Annotated in this window: 21 protein-coding genes and 1 pseudogene; 7 read left to right on the forward strand and 15 right to left on the reverse strand. The window is 62.9% G+C overall.

Annotated elements, in window-relative coordinates:
- Nucleotides 1–131 precede the first annotated feature (131 nt).
- From gltX to CI805_RS00175, 6 genes are all read right to left on the reverse strand, one after another.
- A complete protein-coding gene (gltX, locus tag CI805_RS00150; protein WP_260928002.1) occupies nucleotides 132–1,457 on the reverse strand; it encodes a glutamate--tRNA ligase in 1,326 nt (441 codons plus the stop codon).
- 160 nt (nucleotides 1,458–1,617) lie between these two features.
- Nucleotides 1,618–2,505 carry a bestrophin family protein gene (locus CI805_RS00155; protein WP_260924866.1) on the reverse strand — a complete coding sequence of 296 codons (888 nt, stop codon included), beginning with the start codon at nucleotides 2,503–2,505 and terminating at the stop codon, nucleotides 1,618–1,620.
- 40 nt (nucleotides 2,506–2,545) lie between these two features.
- Entirely contained in the window at nucleotides 2,546–2,746 is a 201-nt protein-coding gene (locus CI805_RS00160; RefSeq protein ID WP_260924868.1) for a hypothetical protein, read from the reverse strand.
- A gap of 219 nt (nucleotides 2,747–2,965) precedes the next feature.
- Nucleotides 2,966–3,286 carry a hypothetical protein gene (locus tag CI805_RS00165; protein WP_260924870.1) on the reverse strand — a complete coding sequence of 107 codons (321 nt, stop codon included), beginning with the start codon at nucleotides 3,284–3,286 and terminating at the stop codon, nucleotides 2,966–2,968.
- Nucleotides 3,287–3,362: 76 nt separating this feature from the next.
- Nucleotides 3,363–5,033: an NAD+ synthase gene (locus CI805_RS00170; protein WP_260924872.1), complete on the reverse strand. Its 1,671-nt coding sequence runs from the start codon at nucleotides 5,031–5,033 to the stop codon at nucleotides 3,363–3,365.
- 171 nt (nucleotides 5,034–5,204) lie between these two features.
- Nucleotides 5,205–5,378, reverse strand: coding sequence for a hypothetical protein (locus tag CI805_RS00175; RefSeq protein WP_260924874.1), 174 nt, complete (start codon nucleotides 5,376–5,378; stop codon nucleotides 5,205–5,207).
- A 167-nt stretch (nucleotides 5,379–5,545) separates the two neighbouring features.
- Between CI805_RS00175 and CI805_RS00180 the strand changes: the two genes are divergently transcribed.
- Genes CI805_RS00180 through metH form a run of 5 tightly spaced genes read left to right on the forward strand, consistent with a single transcriptional unit; the run spans nucleotide 5,546 to nucleotide 11,783 of the window.
- A complete protein-coding gene (locus tag CI805_RS00180; protein WP_260924876.1) occupies nucleotides 5,546–6,607 on the forward strand; it encodes an ArsR/SmtB family transcription factor in 1,062 nt (353 codons plus the stop codon).
- Nucleotides 6,604–7,521: a methylenetetrahydrofolate reductase [NAD(P)H] gene (gene metF, locus CI805_RS00185; RefSeq protein ID WP_260924878.1), complete on the forward strand. Its 918-nt coding sequence runs from the start codon at nucleotides 6,604–6,606 to the stop codon at nucleotides 7,519–7,521. Before CI805_RS00180 ends, metF begins: the two co-directional genes overlap by 4 nt.
- Nucleotides 7,518–8,564 (forward strand): homocysteine S-methyltransferase family protein, encoded by a 1,047-nt coding sequence (locus CI805_RS00190; RefSeq protein ID WP_260924880.1) that lies wholly within the window; start codon nucleotides 7,518–7,520, stop codon nucleotides 8,562–8,564. The genes metF and CI805_RS00190 overlap by 4 nt, the downstream gene beginning before the upstream one ends.
- Nucleotides 8,565–8,578: 14 nt before the next feature.
- Entirely contained in the window at nucleotides 8,579–9,130 is a 552-nt protein-coding gene (locus CI805_RS00195; RefSeq protein ID WP_260924883.1) for a GNAT family N-acetyltransferase, read from the forward strand.
- A 22-nt stretch (nucleotides 9,131–9,152) separates the two neighbouring features.
- The gene (metH, locus tag CI805_RS00200; RefSeq protein WP_260924885.1) at nucleotides 9,153–11,783 is read left to right on the forward strand and encodes a methionine synthase; all 2,631 of its coding nucleotides are present in this window, start codon (nucleotides 9,153–9,155) and stop codon (nucleotides 11,781–11,783) included.
- Nucleotides 11,784–11,913: 130 nt separating this feature from the next.
- On the opposite strand, the gene CI805_RS00205 is transcribed toward metH, so the two are convergent.
- The 6 genes from CI805_RS00205 to CI805_RS00230 form a co-directional block, all read right to left on the reverse strand.
- Entirely contained in the window at nucleotides 11,914–12,816 is a 903-nt protein-coding gene (locus CI805_RS00205) for a glycosyltransferase family 32 protein (protein ID WP_260924887.1), read from the reverse strand.
- Nucleotides 12,809–14,113: an oligosaccharide flippase family protein gene (locus CI805_RS00210; RefSeq protein ID WP_260924889.1), complete on the reverse strand. Its 1,305-nt coding sequence runs from the start codon at nucleotides 14,111–14,113 to the stop codon at nucleotides 12,809–12,811. The genes CI805_RS00205 and CI805_RS00210 overlap by 8 nt, the downstream gene beginning before the upstream one ends.
- Nucleotides 14,114–14,258: 145 nt before the next feature.
- Nucleotides 14,259–15,002, reverse strand: coding sequence for a UDP binding domain-containing protein (locus tag CI805_RS00215; protein WP_260924891.1), 744 nt, complete (start codon nucleotides 15,000–15,002; stop codon nucleotides 14,259–14,261).
- Nucleotides 14,975–15,529 carry a hypothetical protein gene (locus CI805_RS00220; protein WP_260924893.1) on the reverse strand — a complete coding sequence of 185 codons (555 nt, stop codon included), beginning with the start codon at nucleotides 15,527–15,529 and terminating at the stop codon, nucleotides 14,975–14,977. Before CI805_RS00220 ends, CI805_RS00215 begins: the two co-directional genes overlap by 28 nt.
- 60 nt (nucleotides 15,530–15,589) lie before the next feature.
- Nucleotides 15,590–16,957, reverse strand: coding sequence for an O-antigen ligase family protein (locus tag CI805_RS00225; RefSeq protein WP_260924895.1), 1,368 nt, complete (start codon nucleotides 16,955–16,957; stop codon nucleotides 15,590–15,592).
- Between the two features lie 241 nt (nucleotides 16,958–17,198).
- The gene (locus CI805_RS00230; RefSeq protein WP_260924897.1) at nucleotides 17,199–17,444 is read right to left on the reverse strand and encodes a hypothetical protein; all 246 of its coding nucleotides are present in this window, start codon (nucleotides 17,442–17,444) and stop codon (nucleotides 17,199–17,201) included.
- Nucleotides 17,445–17,542: 98 nt separating this feature from the next.
- Here CI805_RS00230 and CI805_RS00235 point away from each other — a divergent pair, with 98 nt between their 5' ends.
- Nucleotides 17,543–18,517, forward strand: coding sequence for a PDZ domain-containing protein (locus CI805_RS00235; protein WP_260924899.1), 975 nt, complete (start codon nucleotides 17,543–17,545; stop codon nucleotides 18,515–18,517).
- On the opposite strand, the gene CI805_RS00240 is transcribed toward CI805_RS00235, so the two are convergent.
- On the reverse strand, nucleotides 18,493–19,803 hold the full coding sequence (locus CI805_RS00240) for a UDP-glucose dehydrogenase family protein (protein ID WP_260924900.1): 1,311 nt from the start codon (nucleotides 19,801–19,803) through the stop codon (nucleotides 18,493–18,495). The genes CI805_RS00235 and CI805_RS00240 overlap by 25 nt on opposite strands.
- A gap of 78 nt (nucleotides 19,804–19,881) precedes the next feature.
- Nucleotides 19,882–20,888 (reverse strand): annotated as a pseudogene (locus tag CI805_RS00245) (NAD-dependent epimerase/dehydratase family protein).
- A gap of 200 nt (nucleotides 20,889–21,088) precedes the next feature.
- Here CI805_RS00245 and galE point away from each other — a divergent pair.
- Entirely contained in the window at nucleotides 21,089–22,105 is a 1,017-nt protein-coding gene (gene galE, locus CI805_RS00250; protein WP_260928003.1) for a UDP-glucose 4-epimerase GalE, read from the forward strand.
- 103 nt (nucleotides 22,106–22,208) lie between these two features.
- On the opposite strand, the gene CI805_RS00255 is transcribed toward galE, so the two are convergent.
- Nucleotides 22,209–25,289, reverse strand: coding sequence for an autotransporter domain-containing protein (locus CI805_RS00255; RefSeq protein WP_260924902.1), 3,081 nt, complete (start codon nucleotides 25,287–25,289; stop codon nucleotides 22,209–22,211).
- Nucleotides 25,290–25,412: the final 123 nt, after the last annotated feature.

The raw sequence follows: 25,412 nt of genomic DNA on the forward strand, positions 1-25,412 counted from the left end.
TCAGGGTCAAAAACGAGCGGCTGGGACGGGTCACACGCTAACGGCACCTTTCACTACCCCGAACACACCCCAGCGCGTGGCCTTCGACAGGCTCAGACTCAGGCTGAGCGGGATTCGGAACCAGCCCCCCCTCACCCGCGCAGGCGGTCCAGTGCGGCGTCGCGGCCGATCAGGGGGAGGAGGGCGTTCATGTCGGGGCCGTGGTCCATGCCGGTGAGCACCTGACGCAAGGGGAGGAACAGCGCCTTGCCCTTGCGGCCACTCGCGGCTTTCAGCGCCTCGGTCAGGCTTTTCCAGATCGCGTCGGACCATGCGAGGCCATCGAGCACCTCTGCGGCCTGTGCCACGAAGGCGCGGTCCTCTTCCGCGAGCACGGGCGCCTCGACCGGGCCGATCACCACGCGCCACCAGTCGTGCGCTTCGGCGACGGTCGCAAGGTTCGGGCGCACCACTTCCCAGGCGCCCTCGTCCATCTCCTCGGGCAGGCGGCCTGCCACGGCGGCGAAGGGCAGCGCGTGAACAACGGCTGCGTTGACGCGCGCGAGTTCCGCCTCGTCGAAGCGCGCAGGCGCGCGGCCGAAGTGCGACAGGTCGAAGGCGGCGGCCAGTTCCTCCACCGACAGCCCGGCCTCGACCGGATCGGAAGTCCCCAGCCTTGCCAACAGCGCGATCAGCGCCTGCGGCTCGGTGCCCGCCTCGCGCAGTTCCGCAACGCCCAGCGAACCGAGGCGCTTGGACAGCTTGCCCTCGCTCCCCACCAGCAGCGCCTCGTGCGCGAAGGCCGGAAGCGGCGCGCCGAGCGCGGTGAACATCTGCGCCTGCACGGCGGTGTTCGAAACGTGGTCCTCGCCGCGCAGGATCGCGGTGACGCCCATGTCGATGTCGTCGATCACCGAGGGCAGCATGTAGAGCCACGAGCCATCCGCGCGGCGCACCACCGGGTCGCTCATCTGCGCGGAATCGAAGTGCTGCTCGCCGCGAATGCCGTCGGTCCAGCCGATGGGCGCGCCATGATCGAGCAGGAAACGCCAGTGCGGCATATCCCCTGCCGCGATACGCGCGGCCCTGTCGTCCTCGGAGAGTTTGAGCGCGGCGCGGTCGTAGATCGGCGGCAGCCCGCGCCCCAGCAGCACCTTGCGGCGCAAGTCCAGCTCCTGCGGCGTTTCCCAGCAGGGATATACGCGCCCCGCCGCCTTCAGGCGCTCGAACGCCGCCTCGTAGAGCGCGAAGCGTTCCGACTGGCGCGCCTCGCCGTCCCAGTGCAGGCCCAGCCATGTGAGGTCGGCGCGGATCGCCTCGACGTGCTCCTCGCGGCTGCGCTCGGCATCGGTATCGTCGATACGCAGGAGGAACTTGCCCCCCTCACGCTTCGCCAGCAGCCAGTTGTGCAGCGCCGTGCGGATATTGCCGACATGGAGGCGGCCTGTGGGTGAGGGAGCGAAACGGGTGACGGTCATACCCGGCGCGATTACGGCGCGCCGGGTCATGCGTCAAACGGGGAGAGTTGCATTGGTGCAAATGCCCTTTCGGGCATTTGCGGAGCGGCACCGGCGCCAAAAGCAAAAAGGGGCCGGTGCCGTAGAAATTCGCCTCAGCGAATTTCCAGATGCCGCCTCTTCACCAGAGCACGCCTTCCTTGTCGGGCGTGATCGGCTTGGGCGCTTCGAGCCCCACGGACTGGAGCGCGTCGATCTCGATCGTGCGGCACATCGAATTGAGCGGCAGGTCGTGGATCGTGTTGGCGAAGGGATCGACCAGATCGTCGCCGATCTTGAGCACGGCGAGGAACATCACCCCCGCCACCGTCGAGCCGAGCGGCGTGGCGTAGCCCAGCGTCTCGACCAGACCGAACGGCAGCAGCACGCAGAACAGGTGGGTGAAGAAGGTCGGGAAGAAGCGATACTGGTTGGGCAGCGGCGTGTTCTTGAGCCGCTCCATCCCGCCCTGCGAGTTGGCGATGTCGATCAGCACCGATTCGAGGCGGTTCTGCTGGATGGTGTCGATCCAGCCCATGCGCCGCGCCTCGTCGATCTCGCGGCCGATCTCGTTGAGCAGGGCGTTGGCGACGTTGGTCTTGGCGAGCGCGGCATCGGCGTCGGCCTCGGGCAGGCGCGCGCGCACTTCGTCATCGGGCTTGAGGCGCCGCAACTGGCAGCGCAGCGCATTGACGTAGGCCACCTGCGTCTTGGCGATGCGGCGCTTCATCTCGGCAGCTTCGGGATCGGGCATGAAGTTGATGACGCCGCGCAACAGGTTGCGGCTGGCGTTGATCATCAGCCCCCACAGCCCGCGCCCTTCCCACCAGCGGTTGTAGGCGGAGTTGCTGCGGAAACCGAGCACCAGCGCCACCGCCGTACCGAACAGGGTCAGCGGCAGGTCCGGCGCGGTGAACGGCACGGTAAAGTACGTCACCGTGACCAGCACGTCCCAGACGAACAGCAGACCAAGCGGCGCGGCGATCTGCTTCAGGAATGTTCCCACGCGGGGATGGGCAGTCACGATCACGAGGGGGCGCCTCCGGGGATTTTAGATAATATGGCAGGCATCATGGCGCTTCGCGGGCCTCGCTGGCAACCGCCTGCGACATCGCGAACGAGCTGCCGCTGGCGGGGCGGATCGAGAACCACTGCGGGTGGTCGGCGGCAACCAGGAAGCCCAGCGTGCCAAGCCCGAACAGCAGCAGCAGCAGCGTCGAGCGCAGGCTTTCGGTGGCGTTGCGTTGCTTGAGTTCGTCAAACTGTCGCATGTCAGAATCTCCGAACGGTGTTTCATGGTGCGCCGCACAACGACGCCCTTCTCACACTATCTGGTGCAACGATCTGTCTGTGCCATGTGTATTGCGTTACAAAGTTTTGCTGCGGCGCGAAACGCGTGCGTGCAGTGCAGGACGTGCGACGAAATGCAGGTTTGTAACAAAGGATTGCCGGGCAGCCGTCCGGCCAGCGTCGGGATCGGGAACGTCGGATCAGGTCAGGTCGATGGGTTCGAACTGCGCGAACAGGTCCTGCGCTTCGGGCAGCTCTCCAAGCGGCACATAGTCGCAGACGGCCGCATAGCGCTCCCACATCGCCAGAACATCGGGATGGGTGTGCGCCACCTCGATCGCACCGTGCTTCCATTCGAACACCTCGACGATCACGCCCTCCTTCGAGCGCATCGCCAGAGCCCTCCGCCCGGTGGCAAGACCAAGGCGCTGCAATTCGGGCACATGATCGCGGGTCAGCGCGAGCAATGCCTCGTCGCATCCGGGTTTTGGCCGATAGGCCACGATCACCATATCCCCCATACGCCCGCCTCCTGCCTCGATGGCGCCAGCATGATCGCGAAGCGTGTCGCTGTCGAGGCACTCCGTGATGTGCCCCCTAGCCGCTGCGAAAGGCGTGCGTGATCGGGTAGCGCCGGTCGCGGCCGAAATTGCGGGCGGTCAGCTTCACGCCCGGCGCGGCCTGTCGGCGCTTGAATTCGGCGCGGTGCAGCAGGCGCTCGACCTGCTGGACGAGATCGCGCTCGAAACCCTCGCCCACCAGCTGCTCGACGCTCTTGTCGTGCTCGACAAGGCCGAGGAGGATCGGGTCGAGCACTTCGTAGGGTGGCAGCGTATCCGAATCGCGCTGGTCGGCACGCAGTTCGGCGCTGGGTGGCTTGGTGAAGATCCGCTCGGGGATCGGGCCACCCTCACCCACTTGCCGCACGCCCTCGGCCTGAACGCGCGGCACCTGCCCGCAGCGCCACTGCGCGATCGAGCGGACGGTCATCTTGTAGGCATCTTTCAGCGGGTTATAGCCGCCCGCCATGTCGCCATAGATCGTTGCGAAACCGACGCTCATCTCGCTCTTGTTGCCGGTGGTCAACACCATCGGTCCGAACTTGTTGGACAGCGCCATCAGCGCCGTGCCGCGAATACGCGATTGCAGGTTTTCCTCGGCCTCGTTGCGGGCAAGACCGTCGAACACGGTGCCAAGCATCGCGTCGAACCCGTCCACTCCGTCGCCAATCGGCAGCACGGTATAGCGGATGCCGAGGCGCCGGGCGCATTCGGCGGCATCCTCAAGGCTTTCGGTGCTGGTGAAGCGCGAAGGCATCATCACGCCCCAGACCCGGTCCGGCCCCAGTGCATCGACGGCAATTGCCGCGCAGGTTGCCGAATCGATCCCGCCGGACAGGCCAAGGACGACGCCGGGGAAGCCATTGCGCTCCACATAATCGCGCAGCGAGACGACCATCGCGCAGTAGATATCCTCAGGGTGCGTGGCCAGGGTCTCGATCGTGCCGCGATCGCAACGCCAGCCTTGCGCGGTGCGGGTCCAGTTGGTCTGCACCACCTGTTCGCGCCAATCGGCCATCTGCACCGCCAGCGCGCCATCGCCGTTCACCACGAAGCTGGCCCCATCGAACACCAGTTCGTCCTGCCCGCCCACCCGGTTGAGATAGGCCAGCGGCAGGTTGGTATCGACCGCGCGGCGCTTGGCCACGCCTTCGATTCGCAGCGCGTCCTTGTTGATCTCGTAAGGGCTGCCATTGATGCACACGAGCATCTCGGCGCCGAAGTCGGCCAGATGGCGGCACACTTCGGGGCGCCAGATATCCTCACAGATCGGCACGCCCAGCATCGTGCCGCGCAAGATCACCGGCTCGGGCAGAGGGCCGGGCTGGAACAGCCGCATCTCGTCGAAGGTGCCGTAATTGGGCAGTTCGTGCTTCAGCCGGACAGCGGAAACGCGCCCCTGGTCCAGCAAGGCCACGCCGTTGTGCAACGCACCATCGAGCACGAAGGCGGAGCCCACCAGCAAGGCCGGGCCGGGCTGCGCTGTGGCTTCGGCCAGCGTCTGGAGCTGAGCCGCCGCGCGTTCGATCAGCGATGGCTTGAGGATCAGATCCTCAGGCGGATAGCCGATCAGGTGAAGTTCGGGAAAGACCACAAGGTCCGAATCGGGCGATTTCGCCCTCGCCTCCAGCACCGACTCAGCGTTACCGGCGATATCGCCGACCGACTGGTTCAACTGTGCAAGAGTGATCTTGAGGGTATCGGCCATGGCGCAAGTGATGCCCGCCGAAAATGCCCCATGCAAATAAAAAACCCTCCCGTCAGGGGAGGGCTTTTTCCTGCCGAAACAGGCCGGAAGCGATCGAAAAGGTTCGATAATTTCCGGTGTAGCAATGGGGGCCGCTTCGCCTTGTGAGCGAGGGACGGCCCCCTTTGCGGATTACATCGCCTCGGTCGCAGCCTCGGTCGGTGCGTCGGTGGCGTCACCGGTCATCATTTCTTCCGGTGCGGTCTCAACCGACTCGGTCGATGCGTCGGTCGGAGCTTCCGAACCGCAAGCAGCGAGCGAAAGAACGGCAGCCGACGCGAACGCGGCCAGAGCAATCTTCTTCATGCGAATCCCCTTGCATTGTTTGGCGCATAGGCCAACGCTTACAGGCAAGCCTGCGGTGCAAGTCTTTAGACGAGACGATGGTGCAACGCAAATGGGAATGATGGGGGGGCAAAACCGCCTGCCGCCTAGGACTTGCGCACATATAAAGATATCTTTATATGCAAGCCATGCACATCGACCCCCTTCTTCGCGCTCTGGCGGAACCCACCCGCCTGCGCATCATGCGCCTGCTGGCGCATATGGAGCTGGCGGTTGGAGAGCTGGCGCTGGTGCTCGATCAGAGCCAGCCGCGCGTATCGCGCCACATCCGGATTCTCTGCGATGCGGGCCTTGCCGAGCGCCGCCGCGAGGGCAGCTGGGTGTTCCTGCGCAGCGCGATTCACGAGAGCCGCGAGCATAATCGCGACACCGGCAGTCTCGGCCCGGCAACCGCCCGGCTACTGGCGGCGGCAGAGGTTGAGGACAGCGGCTTTTCAACCCGCTGCGCCGAAGATCGCCGTCAACTCGCGGCGATTCGAAGTGCAAGAGAAGCAAGCGCAGAAGCGTATTTTGCAAGGCACGCTTCGGAATGGGACACTTTGCGCGCACTTCATGGTGCGGATGAGCCGGTCGAGCAGGCCTTGTGCGCCGCGCTCACTCCCGCAGGCTCGGCCAAGAACAGCGTAAAGAATGAAGAAGGCGCACTCGGCGCCCTGCTCGATGTCGGCACCGGCACGGGTCGCATCGCGCAATTGCTGGCGCCACGCGCACGCCGCGTGACCGGGCTCGACAAGAGCCCGGACATGCTGCGCCTCGCCCGCGCGCGCTTGCAGGAACTGCCCTCCGACAAGCTAGAACTGGTGCAGGGCGATTTCACCGACCTGCCGTTTGCCGCCGCCTCGTTCGATACGGTCACGTTCCATCAGGTGCTTCACTTCGCGCAGCAGCCCGCCACCGTGCTGGGCGAGGCCGCGCGCGTGCTGCGCGCAGACGGGCGCATCGCCGTGGTCGATCTGGCCGCGCACGAGCGCGAGGATCTGCGCGAAACCCATGCCCACGCACGCCTCGGCTTTACCGACGATCAGATGCGCGATCTGCTCGAAACCGCCGGGTTTGCGCCCGAACTCCCGGTCGCCCTGCCCGGCGATCCGCTTACCGTGAAGATCTGGACCGCCACGCGGCTCCCCGATGCGCCTGCACCTGAACACAGTGCCGACGCCGACGACAACAGGAAGGTCATACCCCGATGAATGCCACCGCGCCGCTGCCCGCAGGACCGCTGTTTGCGGATCTGCCCGGTGACGTTTCCGTCTCGTTCGAATTCTTCCCGCCCAAGACGGCGAAGATGGAAGAACAGCTGTGGGACGCCATCGGCCAGCTTGCCCCGCTGGCGCCCAGCTTCGTCTCGGTAACATACGGCGCAGGCGGCACCACGCGTGAGCGCACGCATGCGACGGTAGCCCGCATCGCCAGCGAGACCGGCATCCCCGCCGCCGCGCACCTCACCTGCGTGGGCGCCAGCAAGGCCGAGATCGACGAGATCGCCGACCAGTACTGGGACGCGGGCGTGCGCCATATCGTTGCCCTGCGCGGCGATCCGCCGCCGTCGGACGGTGGCCGCTTCGTGCCGCACCCGGAAGGCTACACCGGCGCTGCCGACCTCGTGGCGGGGCTGCGCCGTCGCCATGACTTCGACATTTCGGTCGCCGCCTATCCCGAAGTTCACCCCGAGGCGGTGAGCGCCCAGAGCGATCTCGACAATCTGAAGCGCAAGCTCGATGCCGGGGCGAGCCGGGCGATCACGCAGTTCTTCTATTCGACCGACGCCTACTTCCGCTTCCTCGACAAGGTGCTGGCGGCAGGCATCGACGCGCCGATCCTGCCGGGCATCATGCCGGTAACGAACTTCGCCGCGATCCGCCGCATGTCGGGCAACACCGAGATTCCGGCCTGGCTGGAGACGATGTTCCACGGGCTCGACGAACGCCCCGGCCCGCGCGCGCTGGTCGCCGCCGTCGCCGCCGCCGACCTGTGCAAGCGCCTCTACGAAGGCGGCGTGCGCGACTATCACTTCTATACGCTCAACCGCGCCGAGCAGGCCTATGCGATCTGCCAGCTGCTGGGCGTGCGCCCCCAAGAGACCCTGACGGAGAATGCGGCATGAGCGCGCGTGAAACCTTCCTCGCCGAGGCTGCCAAGCGCATCCTCATCACCGATGGCGCCTTCGGCACCGAGATCCAGAACTGGAAGCTCTTGGAAGCCGACTATGCGGGCAACCTTGGCCTCAGCCACGAGCAGAAGGGCAACAACGACATCCTCGCGCTGACCAAGCCCGAAGTGCCCGAAGCGATCCACCGCGCCTACTTCGAGGCAGGCGCGGACATTGCCGAGACCAACACCTTCTCGGCCAACCGCATCAGCCAGGCCGACTATGGCGCCGAGCATCTGGTGCGCGAGATCAACGTCGAATCGGCGAAGCTCGCGCGCAAGCTGGCGGACGAGTTCCAGGCGAAAGATGGCCGCCCCCGCTTCGTGGCCGGCGCCATCGGGCCGACCAACAAGACGCTCTCGCTCAGCCCCGACGTCAACGATCCGGGCTATCGCGAAATCGACTGGGACTTCCTGGTCGATGTCTACAAGGAACAGGCCGCAGCCCTCGTTGAGGGCGGCGCCGACTTCATCCTGATCGAGACGGTGTTCGACACGCTCAACGCCAAGGCCGGGATCATGGCGGTGCGCCATCTGGAGCAGGAACTGGGCCGCGAAGTGCCGATCATGCTGTCGATGACGCTGACCGACCTTTCGGGCCGCAACCTCTCGGGCCACACGGTCGAGGCGTTCTGGCACGCCGTGCGCCATGCCCGCCCGCTGACGATCGGACTAAACTGCTCGTTCGGCGCCACCCAGCTGCGCCCGCATGTGAAGACGCTGTCCGAAATCGCCGACTGCGCGATCATGATCTACCCCAACGCCGGGCTCCCCAACGAACTGGGCGCCTATGATGAGATGCCCGAGACGACGGCAGGCTTCGTCGGCGAATGGGCGGTCGCAGGCCAGGTCAACGTGCTGGGCGGCTGCTGCGGCTCGACGCCTGCGCACATCGGCGCGATCGCGCAGAAGGTGGCGGGGCTTCCCTCGCGCCAGCTGCCGCGCCTTGAACCGGTGACGCGTCTGGCGGGGCTCGAACCCTTCATCATGCCCGCCTGATCGAGCCTTTCGCGATGTTCGATATCAACGGCTGGCAGGTGCGAGAGGCTGGTGAAGAGGATCTGGAAGCGGTCGCGCTGGTGGGCAGCGCGGCCATTCTGGAGACTTACGCCGGGCTGCTCCAGCGCGCCGACATGCTGGCGTTCTGCCGCGACGGGCACAGCGCGGCGGCCTATCGCGGCTATCTGGCCAAGGGCGGTCGCATCTGGCTGGGCGAGGATACCGAGACCGGGTGCCCGCTCGGCTATGCGCTGCTCTGCCCGCCCGAAATCGACCATGCGCAGGACGGCGACATCGAGCTCAAGCGCATCTACACGCTCACGCGCATGCAGGGCTCCGGCCTTGGCAAGGCGCTGATGGCTGCCGCGCTCGCAGGCGCGCAAGGCCATCGCCGCCTGCTGCTGGGCGTGAACGCGAAGAACGTCCGGGCGCTGGCATTCTATGCCCGTCAGGGCTTCGAAACGATCGGCTCGCGCCGTTTCCTTGTGGGCAGCGTCGAACATGACGACTATGTGCTCGCCTGCGACCTCACTGCCCGCGACCTTCTGACTGCTCCCACAGTCTGAACCTTCTTATTCTGGACCGACCATGACCACTCCTTCCTCTTCCGGCGCCCGTTTCGTCAATATCGGCGAGCGCACCAACGTCACCGGCTCGGCCAAGTTCAAGAAGCTGGTCATGGCAGGCGACTATCCCGCCGCCATCGAGGTCGCCCGCCAGCAGGTCGAGAACGGCGCGCAGGTGATCGACGTCAACATGGACGAAGGCCTGCTCGACGCCGTTGTGGCGATGACCACCTACCTCAAGCTGCTCGCCGCCGAGCCCGACATCGCGCGGGTGCCGGTGATGGTCGACAGCTCGAAGTGGGAGGTCATCGAGGCGGGCCTCAAGTGCGTGTCGGGCAAGCCGATCGTCAACTCGATCTCGATGAAGGAAGGCGAGGAAGCCTTCCTGCACCATGCGCGCCTTTGCATGGACTACGGCGCCGCCGTGGTCGTCATGGCCTTCGACGAGACCGGGCAGGCCGACACCAAGGAGCGCAAGATCGAGATCTGCGAGCGCGCCTACAAGCTGCTCGTCGGCATCGGCTTCCCGCCCGAGGACATCATCTTCGATCCCAACGTCTTCGCGGTCGCCACCGGCATCGAGGAGCATGACCGCTACGGGCTGGACTTCATCGAGGCCGTGGTGGAGATCAAGGCGCGTTGCCCGCACGTCCACTTCTCGGGCGGGCTTTCCAACCTCTCGTTCAGCTTCCGCGGCAACGAGACGGTGCGCCGGGCGATGCACTCGGTGTTCCTGTACCACGCGATCCCTGCCGGGCTCGACATGTCGATCGTCAACGCGGGCCAGCTCGACGTCTACGACCAGATCGACCCGGCCCTGCGCGAGGCGTGCGAAGACGTCATCATGATGCGCCGCCCCGGCGTGGGCGAGGACGGCAAGACCTCCACCGAGCGCCTGATCGAGCTGGCCGAAAGCTACAAGGGCAAGGATACCGTCGCCGAGAAGGCCGCCGAGGAATGGCGCGGCTGGGACGTGACCAAGCGCATCGAGCACGCGCTGGTCAAGGGCATCGACGCCTATGTGGTCGAGGATACCGAGGAGGCCCGCGCCGCCATCGCTGCTGCCGGCGGTCGCCCAATCGAGGTGATCGAAGGCCCGCTGATGGGCGGCATGAACGTGGTGGGTGACCTGTTCGGCTCGGGCAAGATGTTCCTGCCGCAGGTGGTGAAGTCCGCCCGCGTCATGAAGAAGGCCGTCGCCCACCTGATTCCCTTCATCGAGGCGGAAAAGGACGCAGGCACCAAAGCCAAGGGCCGGATCATCATGGCGACCGTGAAGGGCGACGTGCACGATATCGGGAAGAACATCGTCGGCGTCGTGCTCCAGTGCAACGGCTACGAGGTGATCGACCTTGGCGTCATGGTGCCGTGGAGCAAAATCCTCGAATCGGCGGTCGAGCACGATGCTGACATCATCGGCCTGTCGGGCCTCATCACCCCTTCGCTCGACGAAATGGTGACGGTGGGCGAGGAAATGCAGCGCGCCGGGATGAGCATTCCCCTGCTGATCGGCGGCGCCACGACTTCGAAGGTCCACACCGCACTGCGCATCGATCCGACCTATGAAGGCCCGGTGGTCCACGTTCTCGACGCCAGCCGCGCGGTGGGCGTCGCCTCGCAGCTGCTGTCCGACACGCAGGCCGAAGGCTTCAAGGCAGGCGTGGCCGACGAATACGAGAAGGTTCGCATCGCGCGCGAGGGCAAGGGCCAGAGCGAGTTGCTCCCCATCGCCGATGCCCGCGCCAACCGCTTTCCGGCGGACTTCGCGCTCAAGCCTGCGGCCCCGCTCCAGCCCGGTCTCCACGTCTTCGAGGACTGGAGCCTCACCGACCTGATCGAGACCTTCGACTGGACGCCGTTCTTCCGCTCGTGGGAACTGGCGGGCACTTACCCCGCGATCCTCGATGACGAGGTGGTGGGCGAAAGCGCGCGCAGCCTCCATGCCGATGCGCTGGCGATGCTGGACAAGATCGTTGCCGAAAAGTGGCTGACCGCCAAGGGCGTCTGCGCCTTCTGGCCCGCACATGCCGAGGGCGACGACGTGGTGCTGGGCGACGGAACCCGCCTGCCGTTCCTGCGCCAGCAGTTCAAGAAATCACGCGGCCGCGCCAACTTCTGCCTTACCGACTTCGTCGATCCGGCAGGCAACGACTGGCTCGGCGGTTTCGCGGTGGGCATCCACGGCATCGATGCGCATATCGAACGCTTCAAGGCCGCGCACGACGACTATTCGGACATTCTGCTGAAAGCACTGGCCGACCGCTTCGCCGAAGCCTTCGCCGAAAAGCTGCACCAGCACGTCCGCACCAGGCTGTGGGGCTATGCGCCTGACGAGCAGTTCACCAACGAGGCGCTGATCCGCGAGGAATATCGCGGCATTCGCCCTGCCCCCGGCTATCCGGCCTGCCCGGACCACTCGCTCAAGCCGATCCTGTTCGATCTGCTGAAGGCGCAGGACAACGCCGGGATCACCCTGACCGAAAGCCAGGCGATGCTGCCGACCTCGGCGGTCTCGGGCTTCTACTTCGGCCACCCGGACAGCCAGTACTTCGGCGTCGCCCGCATCGGCCGCGACCAGCTGGAAGACTACGCCGCGCGGCGCGGGATGGACCTGAAGACCGCCGAACGCTGGCTCCGTCCGAACCTGGACTGAGCTTTGTTGAATACGCCTCCTGCATCCGCAGGAGGCTATCGGTCCATTCGCAAACAGGCCCAATCAGACCGATAGCCCCGGTGCGCATATCCGGGCGGCCTGTCGGACCTGCCTGCTGCACCGGGCAGGTTCAGCGGCGCAGGTGCTGTCCGACCTCACTGTTCCGACGAAACAGGCGCTTGGCGATCAGCCACTCGCTGGCCTTTCTGACAGTGGAATTGAATTTTATGAGCCGCAGGGAATCGGTATCGAGCCGGCGCCTGACCAGAAGGCGCAGCGCGATCTTGAGGTCGTTCCAGCGGTACTTGTAATTGAAGTAGTGACCGGACGACGCCGACGACACGTACAGAATATTGCATCTACGCCTGTTCAGCACAACGATGGCCGACACATACGGCAGCAAATATTCCGGCTTTGTCAGATTCTGTACGTGGTATTCGTAGTTATCAAGAGTGCTGTAGTAGCGCTTGGGATCCTCCGATGCTAGGCAGCGGGAATACTCCTCCAGCCACTCCTGCATGAACGGGCTGTGTCGAGGTGCCGCAATCATCCAGTTTTCGGAGATCGGACGCGACAGATCCTGCGTACATTCATCGGAATAGAACAGAAACGCCTCCTGCCCCCGCATCCGCGAGACGATCCAGTCCAGATCCGTGAGCAGCAGTACGCTGGCATCGAGCCAGAATCCTCCATATTGTGCCAGCAGCGCGAACCTGACGAGGTCGGCGTAGTTCGCCTTGGGAAGATCCGCGCGCACCTCTGGCAGCGTGATATAGTCTCCCAGAGTCTGCGCGTTCAGAAAATGCAGACGATAATCGGGGCAGAGTTCCTGAACCCGCCGTCGGCACACGTCGACAAGTTCGGGAATTTCCGGGCTGTCCCAGTACATCCAGATGGTCTTGGGGACGACATAACCTTCTTCCGGCATCGCGCAGCCCGGATTGATCTCCAGCCATTGCGGGACGGGTAGCGTCCCCTCCTTTTCGGCAAAGATCGCCAGCGCATCGGCCAGTTTGGCAAACCGCCTAAGCATGGCTCTCCCCTTTGCGCAGCAGCAGACCGGGCAACCTGCGCAGGGACGCAAGGCGGAATGCATCCCGCTCGAACAGCGTGACACCTGCCCGTTTAAGGAAGATAACCTGCGAGAGCGACATCACGATTTCCGCAGTGGACCACACGATAGCCGTGGTCATGCCGCCGCCGCGTGGCAGCACGAAATAATTCACGATCAGGCTCGCGACCGACACCACGATCTGGATATTCAGGAAGGCCCTGTCGTACCCCAGATTGAGCATGACCTGCCCGCCGACCAGCAAGCCGTAGAAGACCGCGATCAAGCCGAAAGACAGGACCAGGAAGATCGGCAACGCAGGGAGAAACGCCTGACCGAAAATGACCGAAATCATCAGTTTTCCAAATAGCAGCATGCCGATCAGCAGACCGATGCTGAAAAGAACGAAAACCGGCATATACAGCCTGATGACCTTCAAAGCGCCCTCGCGATCCCGACTCACGCTGGCCGAGAGGATTGGAAACAGGATCTGGAAGAACGGATTGAGCGCCACAGTGCGGATGACGTCGATCAGTTTTTGCGCCGAGGAGTAATAGCCGATCTCCTGAACACCGGCAAAAGCGCCCAGAAGCACGATCCCTCCCGAAGTGTACAGGCTTGTCGAGACAGCGGAGAAAAACAGGATCTTGTCCTCACCGATCATCTTCAGACACTCGGAAACGGGAGGGATCGCCAATCTTATCCGGTATTTGCGCAAGACGACGATCAGGCCGAACAGCCCGGAGACGACGGCTGCCCCATTGAGGATCAGGACATAGGTAACGACATCTTTCGGCGACCTGATGACCATCAGGATCAGCGCGAAGGTGGCAGCCTTGGCCGCAAAGGAAATCAGGGCAATCGTCCTGAAATCGCCTTTTGCCTGCAGGAACCAGACCTGATTGAACAGCATGGCCAGACAGGTCAGGAAGGTTGCCCAGGCCAGCCCCATGTTGTTCCGGAGATCGTCGAACATCCAGGTCATCGCCGCGAAGATCACGAGGCACAGCGAAAAGATGTAAACCTGCGACATGAAGATGGCCGAGAAAACCTTCTCGGCATCGGTGTCTCCCCGCGCCAGGCGGCGCACACCGGTATAATTGAAGCTATAGTTCACCGCCAAAGCAAAATAGTTGACTATCGCTGCAACGTAGTTGATCAGGCCAATGTTGGACGGCCCGAATATGCGCGAAACAAGCGGGATCGTGACAAGCGGAAACGCATAATTCGCAACCTGCACGAAGAACATGTAAGAGAAGTTCTGCAGATGCTTTTTCATGAAATGCCCTGCATCCTCGCAGAAACTCCCCAGCCTGCCGTCATCATCCGCTGACGGCCATTACCGTGCCTGCACGGTCACGATCGTGCCGTTCCAGCACCGGCACGCCTCGGACGAATATTCCGCGCGCACCGGTGCTGCCTGCTCAATGGAAGTCGTGAACCTTGAGGGTATCGACATCGTCCAGACCCAGATCTGCGGCATTGCCGCGGGCATCGATGACTCTTGCGAACCCGGCAGACGCCAGTTCCGCCTTGTCCCACACCATAACGCTGTCCATCTCCGGCAGATGCGCGAAGCTGTAACCCAGATTTTGCCCGGTCAACGCGTCCGGCTTGATCTGGGGGTCCCAGATCTTCAGATCGTAACCCGCGTTCAGAAGGCGTCGAGCCAGATCGACATTCGGGCTTTCCCGCAGGTCATCGCTGTTCTTCTTGAAGGCCAGACCGTTGAGCAGCACCTTCGCGCCCGGTGCCAGCCCATTGATCGACCGTTCGAAAATGAACAGCTTGTGCGCTTCGTTGGACCGCATGATCGCATCGACCACGAAGGTCTGCGCCCCGGCCTCGTTCGAAAGGTACGTGAGCGCGCGCACATCCTTGGGCAGGCAGGAGCCACCAAAAGCGCCGCCCGGACGCAGATAGTACGGCGAAATGTTGAGCTTCGTATCCGCCACGAAGATTTCATGGACCTGCGCTGCACTTACGCCTTCGGCATCGCAGATGCGGCCCAGTTCGTTGGCGAAGGCCACTTTCAACGCATGGAAGGTGTTGTCGACGAACTTGGTGATTTCGGCTTCCCGATACCCCACGACGAACGTTGGCGCATCGATACCGGCATAGAGGCGCGCTACATTCGCGCTCAGCGTCCCGTCGCGGGTTCCCACCACGATCTTGGGGGTGCGTAGTAATCCTTGATAGCGGTCGATTCCCGAAGAAACTCGGGATTGTAGACCAGTTCCACAACACCTTCATCGCCGCCGAGGAAGTTGCGGAAGATCGGCGCGATCAGCCGGTCGATAGAACCGGGGCGCATCGTCGAACGATACATGACCGTAAGCGGATTTCCTGCCCGGTCCAGCGGCGCGACTGCGACCGCGATCTGCCGGGAGACTTCGGCGATGAAACCCATGTTGTGGGAGCCATCGACCGCGCTGGGCGTACCGACGCATACGATGGCAATATCCGCATCGCGCAAGTGATCGCCAACCTCCTGGCTCGCCCGCAGACGACCTTCGGCGACCCCCTTTGCCAGCAGCTCTTCAAGGCCGGGTTCGAAGATCGGGCTTTTACCCGCATTGACCTGAGCGACCTTGCTGGCGCTGATATCGATACCGGTCACATCGTGCCCATCGTTGATCAGACAGGCCGCTGACGTCAGCCCGACATACCCGATCCCGAAAATGACAATTTTCAATGTGATTCCCCTCTTTGAACGGCTGATACTGGAATGTCCTGCGCACGCGGCGCGGACGATCTATCGATTGCCAAGTACAGGCCGACGTACGGGGCGGCGTCCCTTGGCAATACGGGCAATTGCAGCGCACACCCCCATAAGCACGGAGAGCCAGACCTGTGCGTTCAGCCAGACGGACACGCTGACGAGCCCGAACACCAGCACCGCCAGGCTGATTGCCGCAGCCACGACCAGATCGCGATCCTGCCCCCGCTCGCTGCGGGCAGACCGGATCAGCGAGACGATCGTGACCACCGGCACGGCCAGAGCGAAAACGACGGCAGGAAAACCGAACTGCACCGCAACGTTCAACCAATAGTTGTCGATGGAATCGGTCATCCACGACTCGTGCTGCCAAGGCCCCCAGGCAACGCCGAACCAGGGGTGGTCGACGACGCTGGCAGAGCCGTACCGCCAGATGAGGGTGCGATAGTAGGCGCTTCCGCCGTTGAGCGCCGCCATCTGCAGCATACCCCAGAGCCCGCGCTTGGTCCCCACTTCGGCGGCGATCGCAAAAATGATCGCGGCCCAGAAAAACTTGGACCAGCTCAACTGCGGCACCTTGCGGACAAGCCGGTCGTATATCAGCAGAACAGTCTGAACGAACAACGCGAAGAATGCCGAAGAACTGATCGAAAAGAGCGAGAACAGGCCACTCACCATCAGCATCGTACGAGGCCATCCGCGCACGGACCCGCGCCAGGCGAAAGGCAGCAGGCTGCTGAGGATCAGACCGGCCAGAATCGGGTGAGCCCACGGCCCCATTGCACGCAGAAGTCCGAAGCGCATGAGCCTGTCTGGGGAGTCATACGTATCGATATTCATTTGCGCATTGCCGGCGACCTTAACCGCCAACGGCTGCACAATGTAATGCCGCGTAACCGATTCCAGCGGCATGAACACCGTCGCGAGAAAATACGGAATGGCGATCATCACCAGCAAACGCCGCACATCTCGGAAGCTGCGGATATTCCACGCTGCCAGACAGTAGGCGACGCCGATGTCCACTGCCATGGATCCGCCCGAGTTCACCGCATGATCGAGCCCCTGGACAACGGCGACCGACACGAAAATCCAGCCACACAGGGCCAGGATCAGCAGGTCGATATTTCGCACCGGGGCACGCCCCTTTACGAGATCGAAGGCCAGCCAGGGGATCGCAGCCAGCAGGAAGAAGCGGTACAGCGGCAAGACCGCCCCCAGATTGAGGGCGAATTGCGGCGGAAGCAGCGAAACGGCAATCGTAATTGCCAGATAGGTCAGTTGTGGCTGCGCGACCGCTGCCTGCACCGTACCGCCAGGCCTTCCACGCGGACCGATATCGGCGCGGTGCCTCGGCTGCAGCGGAACCGTGCCGGGCCCCGGAACGGGAATGGGATTGGACGGCACAAGGCACCTCATCAGCAAAAGCCCGTCGCGCGAGCCTTAATGGAAAACGCCTAACAGCTAGGCGAGAAGTTTGCACTCCACAGCCGCAACAATTTCGGGGAGCGAAAGGCCCGTTACTCGCTTTGCGGCGATGCGGCCGACTGTACTGCACGTGCCATGCGCAAAAAAATAGCCTCGGCCACTCAAAGCAACCGAGGCTATTCCAACCGTTATCGGCCGGCAAACAGAAGGCTAAGGAGCCTTACTGTGCGCCGTCCGACTTGTTGTCGTGGTGGCTCTTGGTGGCGGCATAGATACCGCCAGCCGCCGCAGCGACACCAAGGCCAGCAAGCACGAACGTGCCGCCGCTTGCCTTGTGGCTGCCCTTGACCGAAGCCGAGGCACGAACCGGCATGGCCGACGAAGCCTTGGTGCCGGCCTGTGCGATCGCCGGAGCGGCAACCAGGCCCACTGCAGCAACCGAGGTGAGAATCTTACCAAATTTCATGGGGCGCCTCCATTAGTACCCAATGCTGGACGTATTCCGGAGCAATATATATACTGCACCGCACAACGCAACGCAACAAATAATGCGACGGTTCCAAAGTGAAATCATCGTCCATAAAATTTATCATTACACTGATATTAATCAGTGCATCAACCGAAAATGGCGCTCACGCCAACAACACAGAACAACAACCATGGACGATACTAATTCATGAATACATGAACAGAGTTAACATTATAAGCTGGAAACTCAAAAATCAGGCCGCTGGATTATGCACACGTACTTCCACAGATATAGGTATATCAACAGATAACCGCGAGGCTTACCAGAGCAAGCTCTGGAAACAACTATACGCAACTGTCCATATGGGCGAGATGCCACAAGTGGTATCCGTTGCGCCCGATAGTCCGGCTGCACGCGCCGGCATACAGATCGGCGATAACATCGCAGCCATTGATGGCGTTCCCATCGCCAAGATCAAGGCGAATACCCCCGATCCAGCTCTGTTATCCGACGCATTACTTGATCAGTTTTCCAAGGTTCCTGAAGGGCATACGATTTCAATCTCCGTCATTCGCGGCACCGGGACACGAGACCTGAAAGTCACGGCACAGCGGGTCTGCGCAGGCAAGGCCATTGTCGAAACAACGGGAGGCCTCGACCTGCAGAGCGATGCCCGCAATGTCGCCATCGGGACCGATACCATTGCCGGGATGCACAACGACGATGAACTCGCCCTCCTGCTGGGACACGAATACGGACACGTGATCGACCACCATCGCGACCTGCATAACGTCACGGCGATCCGCCAGCAGGAAGAGCAAGCCGATCTCCTGGGAATGGCGCTGGCCAAGTGCGCCGGTTACGATGTGGGGCGCGGGCTGCAGTTCTGGGTGCGCTTTCGCGAGCGTCCGTTCGGCTGGATCTTCTCTGACCCAACGCATGGGTCGGTCAAGGACCGCATCGCCCGGATGCGCGCAGCGCTGCCTGCCGTACAGTGCCCGCTGTCACGCTATGCGGACGGGACACTGCCGGCAGCGCAGATCGGTTATTCGCGCCCGACCGACGAATAGCTGAAGCCCAGCGCACGAACCGCGTCGGGCTTGTAGATGTTGCGCAAGTCCACCAGCACCGGCGCCTTGGCGAGTTGACGCACGCGCTGGAAGTCGAGCGCGCGGAACGCATCCCACTCGGTGGCGATCACCACCGCATCGGCCCCTTCGATCGCCTCGTAGGTGCCCTTGTGCATCTCCACGCCCGGCATCAGCGGCCGCGCCTGCTCCATACCCTCGGGGTCGTAGGCCGCAACGGCGACACCGGCATCCTCAAGCGTCTGCGCTACCGCGATGGCAGGCGAATCGCGCATATCATCGGTGTTGGGCTTGAACGTCAGCCCCAGCAGCGCCACGCGCTTGCCGCGCGCCGCCTCTGGCCCGCCGAGCGCCTCGATAACCTTGCGACCCATCGCCCGCTTGCGGCTTTCGTTGACCTTCACCACCGCCTCAACGATGCGCACCGGACTGTCATAGTCCTCGGCGGTCTTGAGCAGGGCCAGCGTGTCCTTGGGGAAGCACGAGCCGCCATAGCCCGGCCCCGCGTGCAGGAATTTCGAGCCTATACGGCCATCGAGGCCGATCCCGCGCGCCACGTCCTGGACATTGCCGCCGACCTTCTCGCACAAGTCCGCCATCTCGTTGATGAAGGTGATCTTGGTCGCGAGAAAGGCGTTCGCAGCGTACTTGATGAGTTCGGCGGAACGGCGCGAGACAAACAGGATCGGCGATTCGTTGAGGAACAGCGGACGATAGACTTCGTGCATCACCTCGCGCCCGAAATCGTCCTCGACGCCGAGGACGATGCGGTCGGGACGCTTGAAATCGCCGATCGCGGCGCCTTCACGCAGAAATTCGGGATTGGAGACGACCGCCACGCGGTGCGGGGTGCCGCTGTCGCGCAGGATCCGCTCGACCTCGTCGCCGGTGCCGACCGGCACGGTCGACTTCGTGACCACGACCGCATCGCCTTCAAGCGCCTCGCCCACCTCGCGCGCAACCGCGTAGACGAACGACAGGTCGGCATGCCCGTCACCGCGGCGCGAAGGCGTGCCGACCGCGATGAAGATCGCATCGGCGCCGCGAATGCCCTCGGCAAGATCGGTGGTGAACGAAAGACGGCCTGCCTGCACGTTGCTGCCGACCAGCGCGGCAAGCCCCGGCTCGTAGATCGGCATCACCCCGTCGTGCAGGCGATCGATCTTAGACTGGTCCTTGTCGATACAGACGACATCATGACCGAAGTCGGCGAAACAGGCTCCGGATACGAGGCCGACATAGCCCGACCCCACCATGGCAATCTTCATGCAAACACCTTGATTTCAGGTTTCATGCGCCCCCTACACCCGGCGGGCGTGGAAGGCAAAATGCGTGCAGTGCCGCTATCAGTCGCGCCCATGATAGGCGCGATACCAATCGACGAAGCGCGGAATTCCAACCTCGACAGAGGTCCGCGGCGAATAGCCGGTGTCCCGCACAAGCGCGTCGATATCGGCATAGGTCGCAGGAACATCGCCGGGCTGCATCGGCAGCATCTGCATGTTCGCCTTAACCCCGCAGGCCTCTTCCAGCACGGAAATCACGCGAAGCAGTTCTTCCGGGCGATTGTTGCCGATGTTGTAGACCGCATGCGGTTTCGAAGACCCCCCGGTTTCACCGCACCGTCATCGAGCGGCGGGCGGTCGAGGCAGGCAAGGACTCCGGCGACAATATCGTCGATATAGGTGAAGTCCCTGTGCATCCGCCCATGATTGTAGACCTCGATCGGGCGCCCGGCGAGCATCCGCTCGGTGAACTTCCAGAGCGCCATGTCAGGACGCCCCCAAGGCCCATAGACCGTGAAGAAACGTAGCCCCGTCAACGGGATGCGGAACAGATGGGCATAAGTCTCGCTCATCAGCTCGTCGGCGCGCTTGGTCGCGGCATAGAGCGATACGGGGTGATCTGTGCGATCCTCCACCGCGAAGGGCTGCTTCACATTGCCGCCATAGACCGAACTGGAGCTGGCATAGACCATGTGCCCGACCTGCCGCGCCCTTGCGAGTTCGAGCATGTTGACGTGGCCCGCCAGATTGGAAGCCACATAGGCCTGCGGATTTTCGAGCGAATAGCGCACGCCTGCTTGCGCCCCCAGGTGGATGACCGACGTAAAGTCCTCGCCCTCCAGCCCCGCGTTCAAGGCTGCCATGTCGGAGAAGTCGATATGCCGGAAGCAGAACGCGTTCCCCGCCTGCTCTTCCAGCCGCTCCAGACGCGCATGCTTGAGCGCAACCGGATAGTATTCGTTGAGATTGTCGATGCCGATGACAGCCTGTCCCCGCGCGACAAGCGCCTCGGAGACAGCGGCGCCGATGAACCCGGCAGCGCCTGTCACCAGAATCCTGCCTTTCAAAGAGAGATCGGAAACTGTCGTCACCTTGGCACCTTATTCCTGTGGCCCCCTGAAACAGAGGCCGCTTGCGCCTGCCTTTAGCGATCATTCATGAAGGCGGGCTTACGAAAATCTAACCTGTTCGCGCTACAGGCTTGAGGCGAGGCAGGCCAGCCCATATCCCTGAACTATCGGGCTCGGGCGATGGACGAGGACATATGATGACCAGCAAACCTACCGTACTCGTGACCGGCGGCGCGGGCTATATCGGCAGCCATACCGTGCTCGCGCTGCAGGATGCCGGTTGGCCGGTATGCGTGATCGACAATCTGGTAACGGGCTTCCGCTTCGCTGTGCCGCACGACGTCCCGTTCTATGAGGGAGACATCGAGGACACTGCGTTGCTGGCGCGGATATTTGCCGAACAGCGTGTTGGTGCGGTGATGCACTTCGCAGGATCCGTGGTTGTCCCGGAATCGGTGTCCGATCCGCTGAAATACTACCACAACAACACGGCCCGGAGCCGCACCCTAATCGCTGCATGCGTTGCGGCATCGGTCCCCCACTTCATCTTCAGTTCGACGGCCGCCACTTATGGAACGCCATCGGTCGCCGCCGTCACCGAAGACACCCCGCAACTTCCGATCAACCCTTATGGCATGTCGAAGCTGATGACCGAGATCATGCTCGGCGATGTGTCCCGTGCTGCTCCCTTCAATTACGGCGCGCTGCGCTATTTCAACGTCGCCGGAGCGGACCCGCAGGGACGCGCAGGCCAGTCGACCGCCGGAGCCACCCACCTGATCAAGGTCGCCGTCGAAGCCGCCCTCGGCAAGCGAGAGCACGTCGGCGTGTTCGGGACCGATTTCGATACGCCAGACGGCACCGGAGTGCGCGACTATATCCATGTCTCAGACCTCGCCGCCGCGCATGTCCTGGCTCTCGAAGCCCTGATCGCGCAGCCGACGCGCTCGCTGACCCTGAACTGCGGCTACGGACGAGGCTTCTCCGTGCTCGAAGTCCTCGATGCGGTCGATCGCGCGACCAATACGAAGATCGATCGCCGCCTGGAAGGCCGCCGGGCAGGCGATCCGGGATGCCTGATTTCCGACAACTCCCGTATTCTGAAGACTTTGACATGGGTACCCCGTCATGCCGATCTCGACACGATGATCGGCCACGCGCTGACATGGGAACGCAAACTGACCATGCTTCAGCCGATTGCCGAGAAGGCCTGACATCTGAAGGCTGCAGACGCCAAAAAGGGGCCCTCCGCTGTGCCGGAGAGCCCCTTCTTTTTTCCGTTCCGCAGATCTGCCCTCGGAGGGCGGACCGTTATGATCAGAAGGCGATCGAAAGACCCGCGCGCAGCGAGTAGTCCGAATAGTCCGAACCCTGTTCGGTACGGAGCGCCAGCTGCCAGGTGAAGTCGTAGCCACCGGCCAGCATGCGCGCCTCGCCGATCCAGGCGCCCTTCAGGCTGTCGGCCTGGATCGTGAACGGATCGCCATCCTCGAAGTTCGCCGTGGTGTCACCCAGCGAGCCCGAGAGCACCGAACGGCGACCACCTTCGAATTCGAATGTCAACGGACGCCAGTCTTCGGAGATCTTGCCCAGCGAGTAGGACGCCGTGACCGTGGTGGTCGCGGTGGTCGACTTGCTGGTGCGGCCATCGACGGTCAGGTTGAGCGCGTCGTAATCGCCGGTTTCGGTGTAACCACGCTCCTTGAGGTAGAACTGCTCCAGTTCGACCTTGGGCTTCAGGCTGAAGCGGGTCGAAACCTTGGCGCGATAGGTTGCGCCAAGCAGGCCGGAGTAGAGCCAGCCGCCCCACTTGCCGTCCGCGCTTTCCGTGAAGTCCGTGCCGTCGATCGTGCCGGTGTAGGTACGTGTCGAATCGACCGAGACCTTCGAGGCGCCGATCCGCGCGTAAGCCAGCAGCGGGCCCTTGTCGTAGCGCCAGAAGGCACCGAAGTCGTTCTGGCCGAGATCGAGCTTCTGCGACCCACCGTTGTCCTTCACCGTGCTGCTCAGGTAAGCATAGGACACGCCGAAGTAGCCCAGCTTGGTCTTCTTCTCGAGCCCGAGAGTGATACCCCAGCCGCTGTCCTTGTAGCTGGCCGTGCCCGTCGCGCTCTTGCTGTCACGCCAGTAGACCGGCTGCAGCCAGCCGCCGACATCGCTGATGCTGAAGCGGTTGGTGTCTTCGCCCACAGGGCGCGAGACGAGGCGCGTGCCCTGAGTCACAGCATCGAAGATACCGCCTGCATGATCCGGCAGCATCGAGGCCACCTGCTTGCGCAGCGTCGCCTGATCCTCCACGTCGAGCAGGCTGCTCGTCATGTTGTCGTCGTTCTGCGCGGTCGCATAGATCGCATCCCAGGCCGAAGCCTGCGAGCTGGTGAGACCCAGTTCCGCAGTGGTCTTGCGCGAGATCGTCAGGTCAACGCTGTTGCCATCGACCGCGACCGTACCGTCGAAGATATACGGCACGCTGGAGCTGATCGTACCTGTGGTCGTCAGGTTGTCCGCCGTCAGCACCGTATAGGTGCCTTCCGCATTGGCCAGGCTCGAAATATTGGCCGAGATCAGCGTACCGTCGCCGAGGTTGGCATTGGTCAACGAATAGGTTGAGCTTTCTCCGGTATCGCCATCGACATAGATCGCCAAGGTGCCGCCATTGGTCACGTTGAGCGTGTTGAAGCTCACGGTGCCTGTCGCATCCGAAATCAGGCTGCCGCCATCGACGTTGACCGTGAGATTTCCGGCATTGGAGAAGCTACCGGTGTACTTGGCGCTGTCCGAAATGTTGACGGTGCCGGTGTTGCCCGCAAAGTCCATCGTGCCGGTGTACGTGGCGGTATCGGAGAGGTTCGCCGTGCCGGTGCCGCCGAAGTAGACATCGCCTTCGTATTCGGCGTCGCTGGAGACATTCAGCGTGTCGCTGCCGGTACCGAAGTAGGTATCGCCATTGATCAGGCCGGTCTCTTCGTTGATCGTGTCATCGCCCGAACCGGTATGGATATCGCCGACGATGCTGGCGTAGACCGTCGTGTCGGTCGTGCCATCGGCCTCGTTGCTGGCCTTGGTCGCGGCATCGGTGGAGTTGAGGTACTGGTTGATCGTGACGCCGGTGGTGTTGGCCGACAGGTCGAGTGCCGTCAGCGTATCGCCAGAAGTACCGGTCGCGCCGATATAGCCGGTGTTGTTGACCGTGGTCAGCGTACCCGACAGATCCTGAATTGCGGTTGCCGAACCTTCGCCGCCAGCCGAGACCGCAGCCGAGATCGTGCCCTCGTTGTACAGCGAGGTCACCGTCGAACCCGAGTTGATCAGCAGCGCGGTCGAGCTGCTGTCCACGGTCGAAGCCGTGAGCGTGCCCGAGACGCCGATACCGTCGGTCAGCGTGACATTGCCGCCCTGCCCGCCGATGACCACGCCATAAGCATCGGTCTGCGAGTAGTACGAGCTGCTGGTCACAGTGCCGTCGATCGCCAGCGAATACGTACCGGTGTCGCTCACCACACCGCCGATGGTGGTATCGCTGGTGCCACCGATCAGCAGCGCGGCGCCATTGCCGTAGTTAACGATCGAACCAGCGTTACCGTTATCATCCGTGTCATCACCGTCGGGAATGTAGATGCCACCATCAACGCTGCCTGCAATCGATACCGCCGCCGTGCCTGCGTTAAGGGCTTCACGTCCCAAAACAACCGTTGAGCCATCATCGTCGGTGTAGCTGTAGCTTTTGGTGATCGTCCCTTCGAGCGTCACGCTGCCGGTCACATCACCGTTGATCGCAACGTCGCTGGTTCCCTCGCCAATGGCCGTGATGGCGCCTGCGATATCGACGTTGCCATCCACCGCCTGGGTGGAAATACCTACACTGTTGTTGCCGAGAACCTTGATCGAGCCGTCTTCGGTCTGGGTCACATCGCCGGTGTAGTCGCCGGCAAGCACGATGCCGCCCGAATCGTTGCCATCGACAGAGATCGTACCCGAGTTCGAAATCGACCCGGAACTGGTAGCACCCGATGCAACATAAATGCCGTAACGATCGCTGGCCGAGGCCGTCACGTTCGTCGTCGTCGCATCCGGGTTGTACGTCTCGAGAACCGAAATCGTGCCCGCATTGCTGATCGTCGAGGTGGTGCCCGCGTTCACGTAGATCGCGCTGGCGCTGTCACCGGTGCCGCCCGTAATGGTGCCGTTGTTGGTGACTGCGTTGTTGCTGTCTACCGTGACGGCAGCGCCGCTCTTGACGGTCAGCGTGCCGGAATCGGCGACGGTGAGGTCGCCGGTGCTCGAGGTGGTCTGCGCGGTGGTGGAATCGCCGCTGATCTTGGTCGCCGCCAGCGCCGGATGGGCGGCAAGAGCCAGCACCATCGCACCGAGGCTCGAGGATGTCTTGAGAGAGGGCATATTGGCTTTCTACTGTCTGGCAACAGGGGTACGCCGCAGCACCCCCATGGTATCTGACGAAAGGCTCAGTGTCGCGATGACCCAAGCGTCGGATGACAGGATGGTCCCCTGGTATGCCGGAGC

Origin of the sequence: Novosphingobium sp. 9, assembly GCF_025340265.1 — a bacterium.
Lineage (GTDB): Bacteria > Pseudomonadota > Alphaproteobacteria > Sphingomonadales > Sphingomonadaceae > Novosphingobium.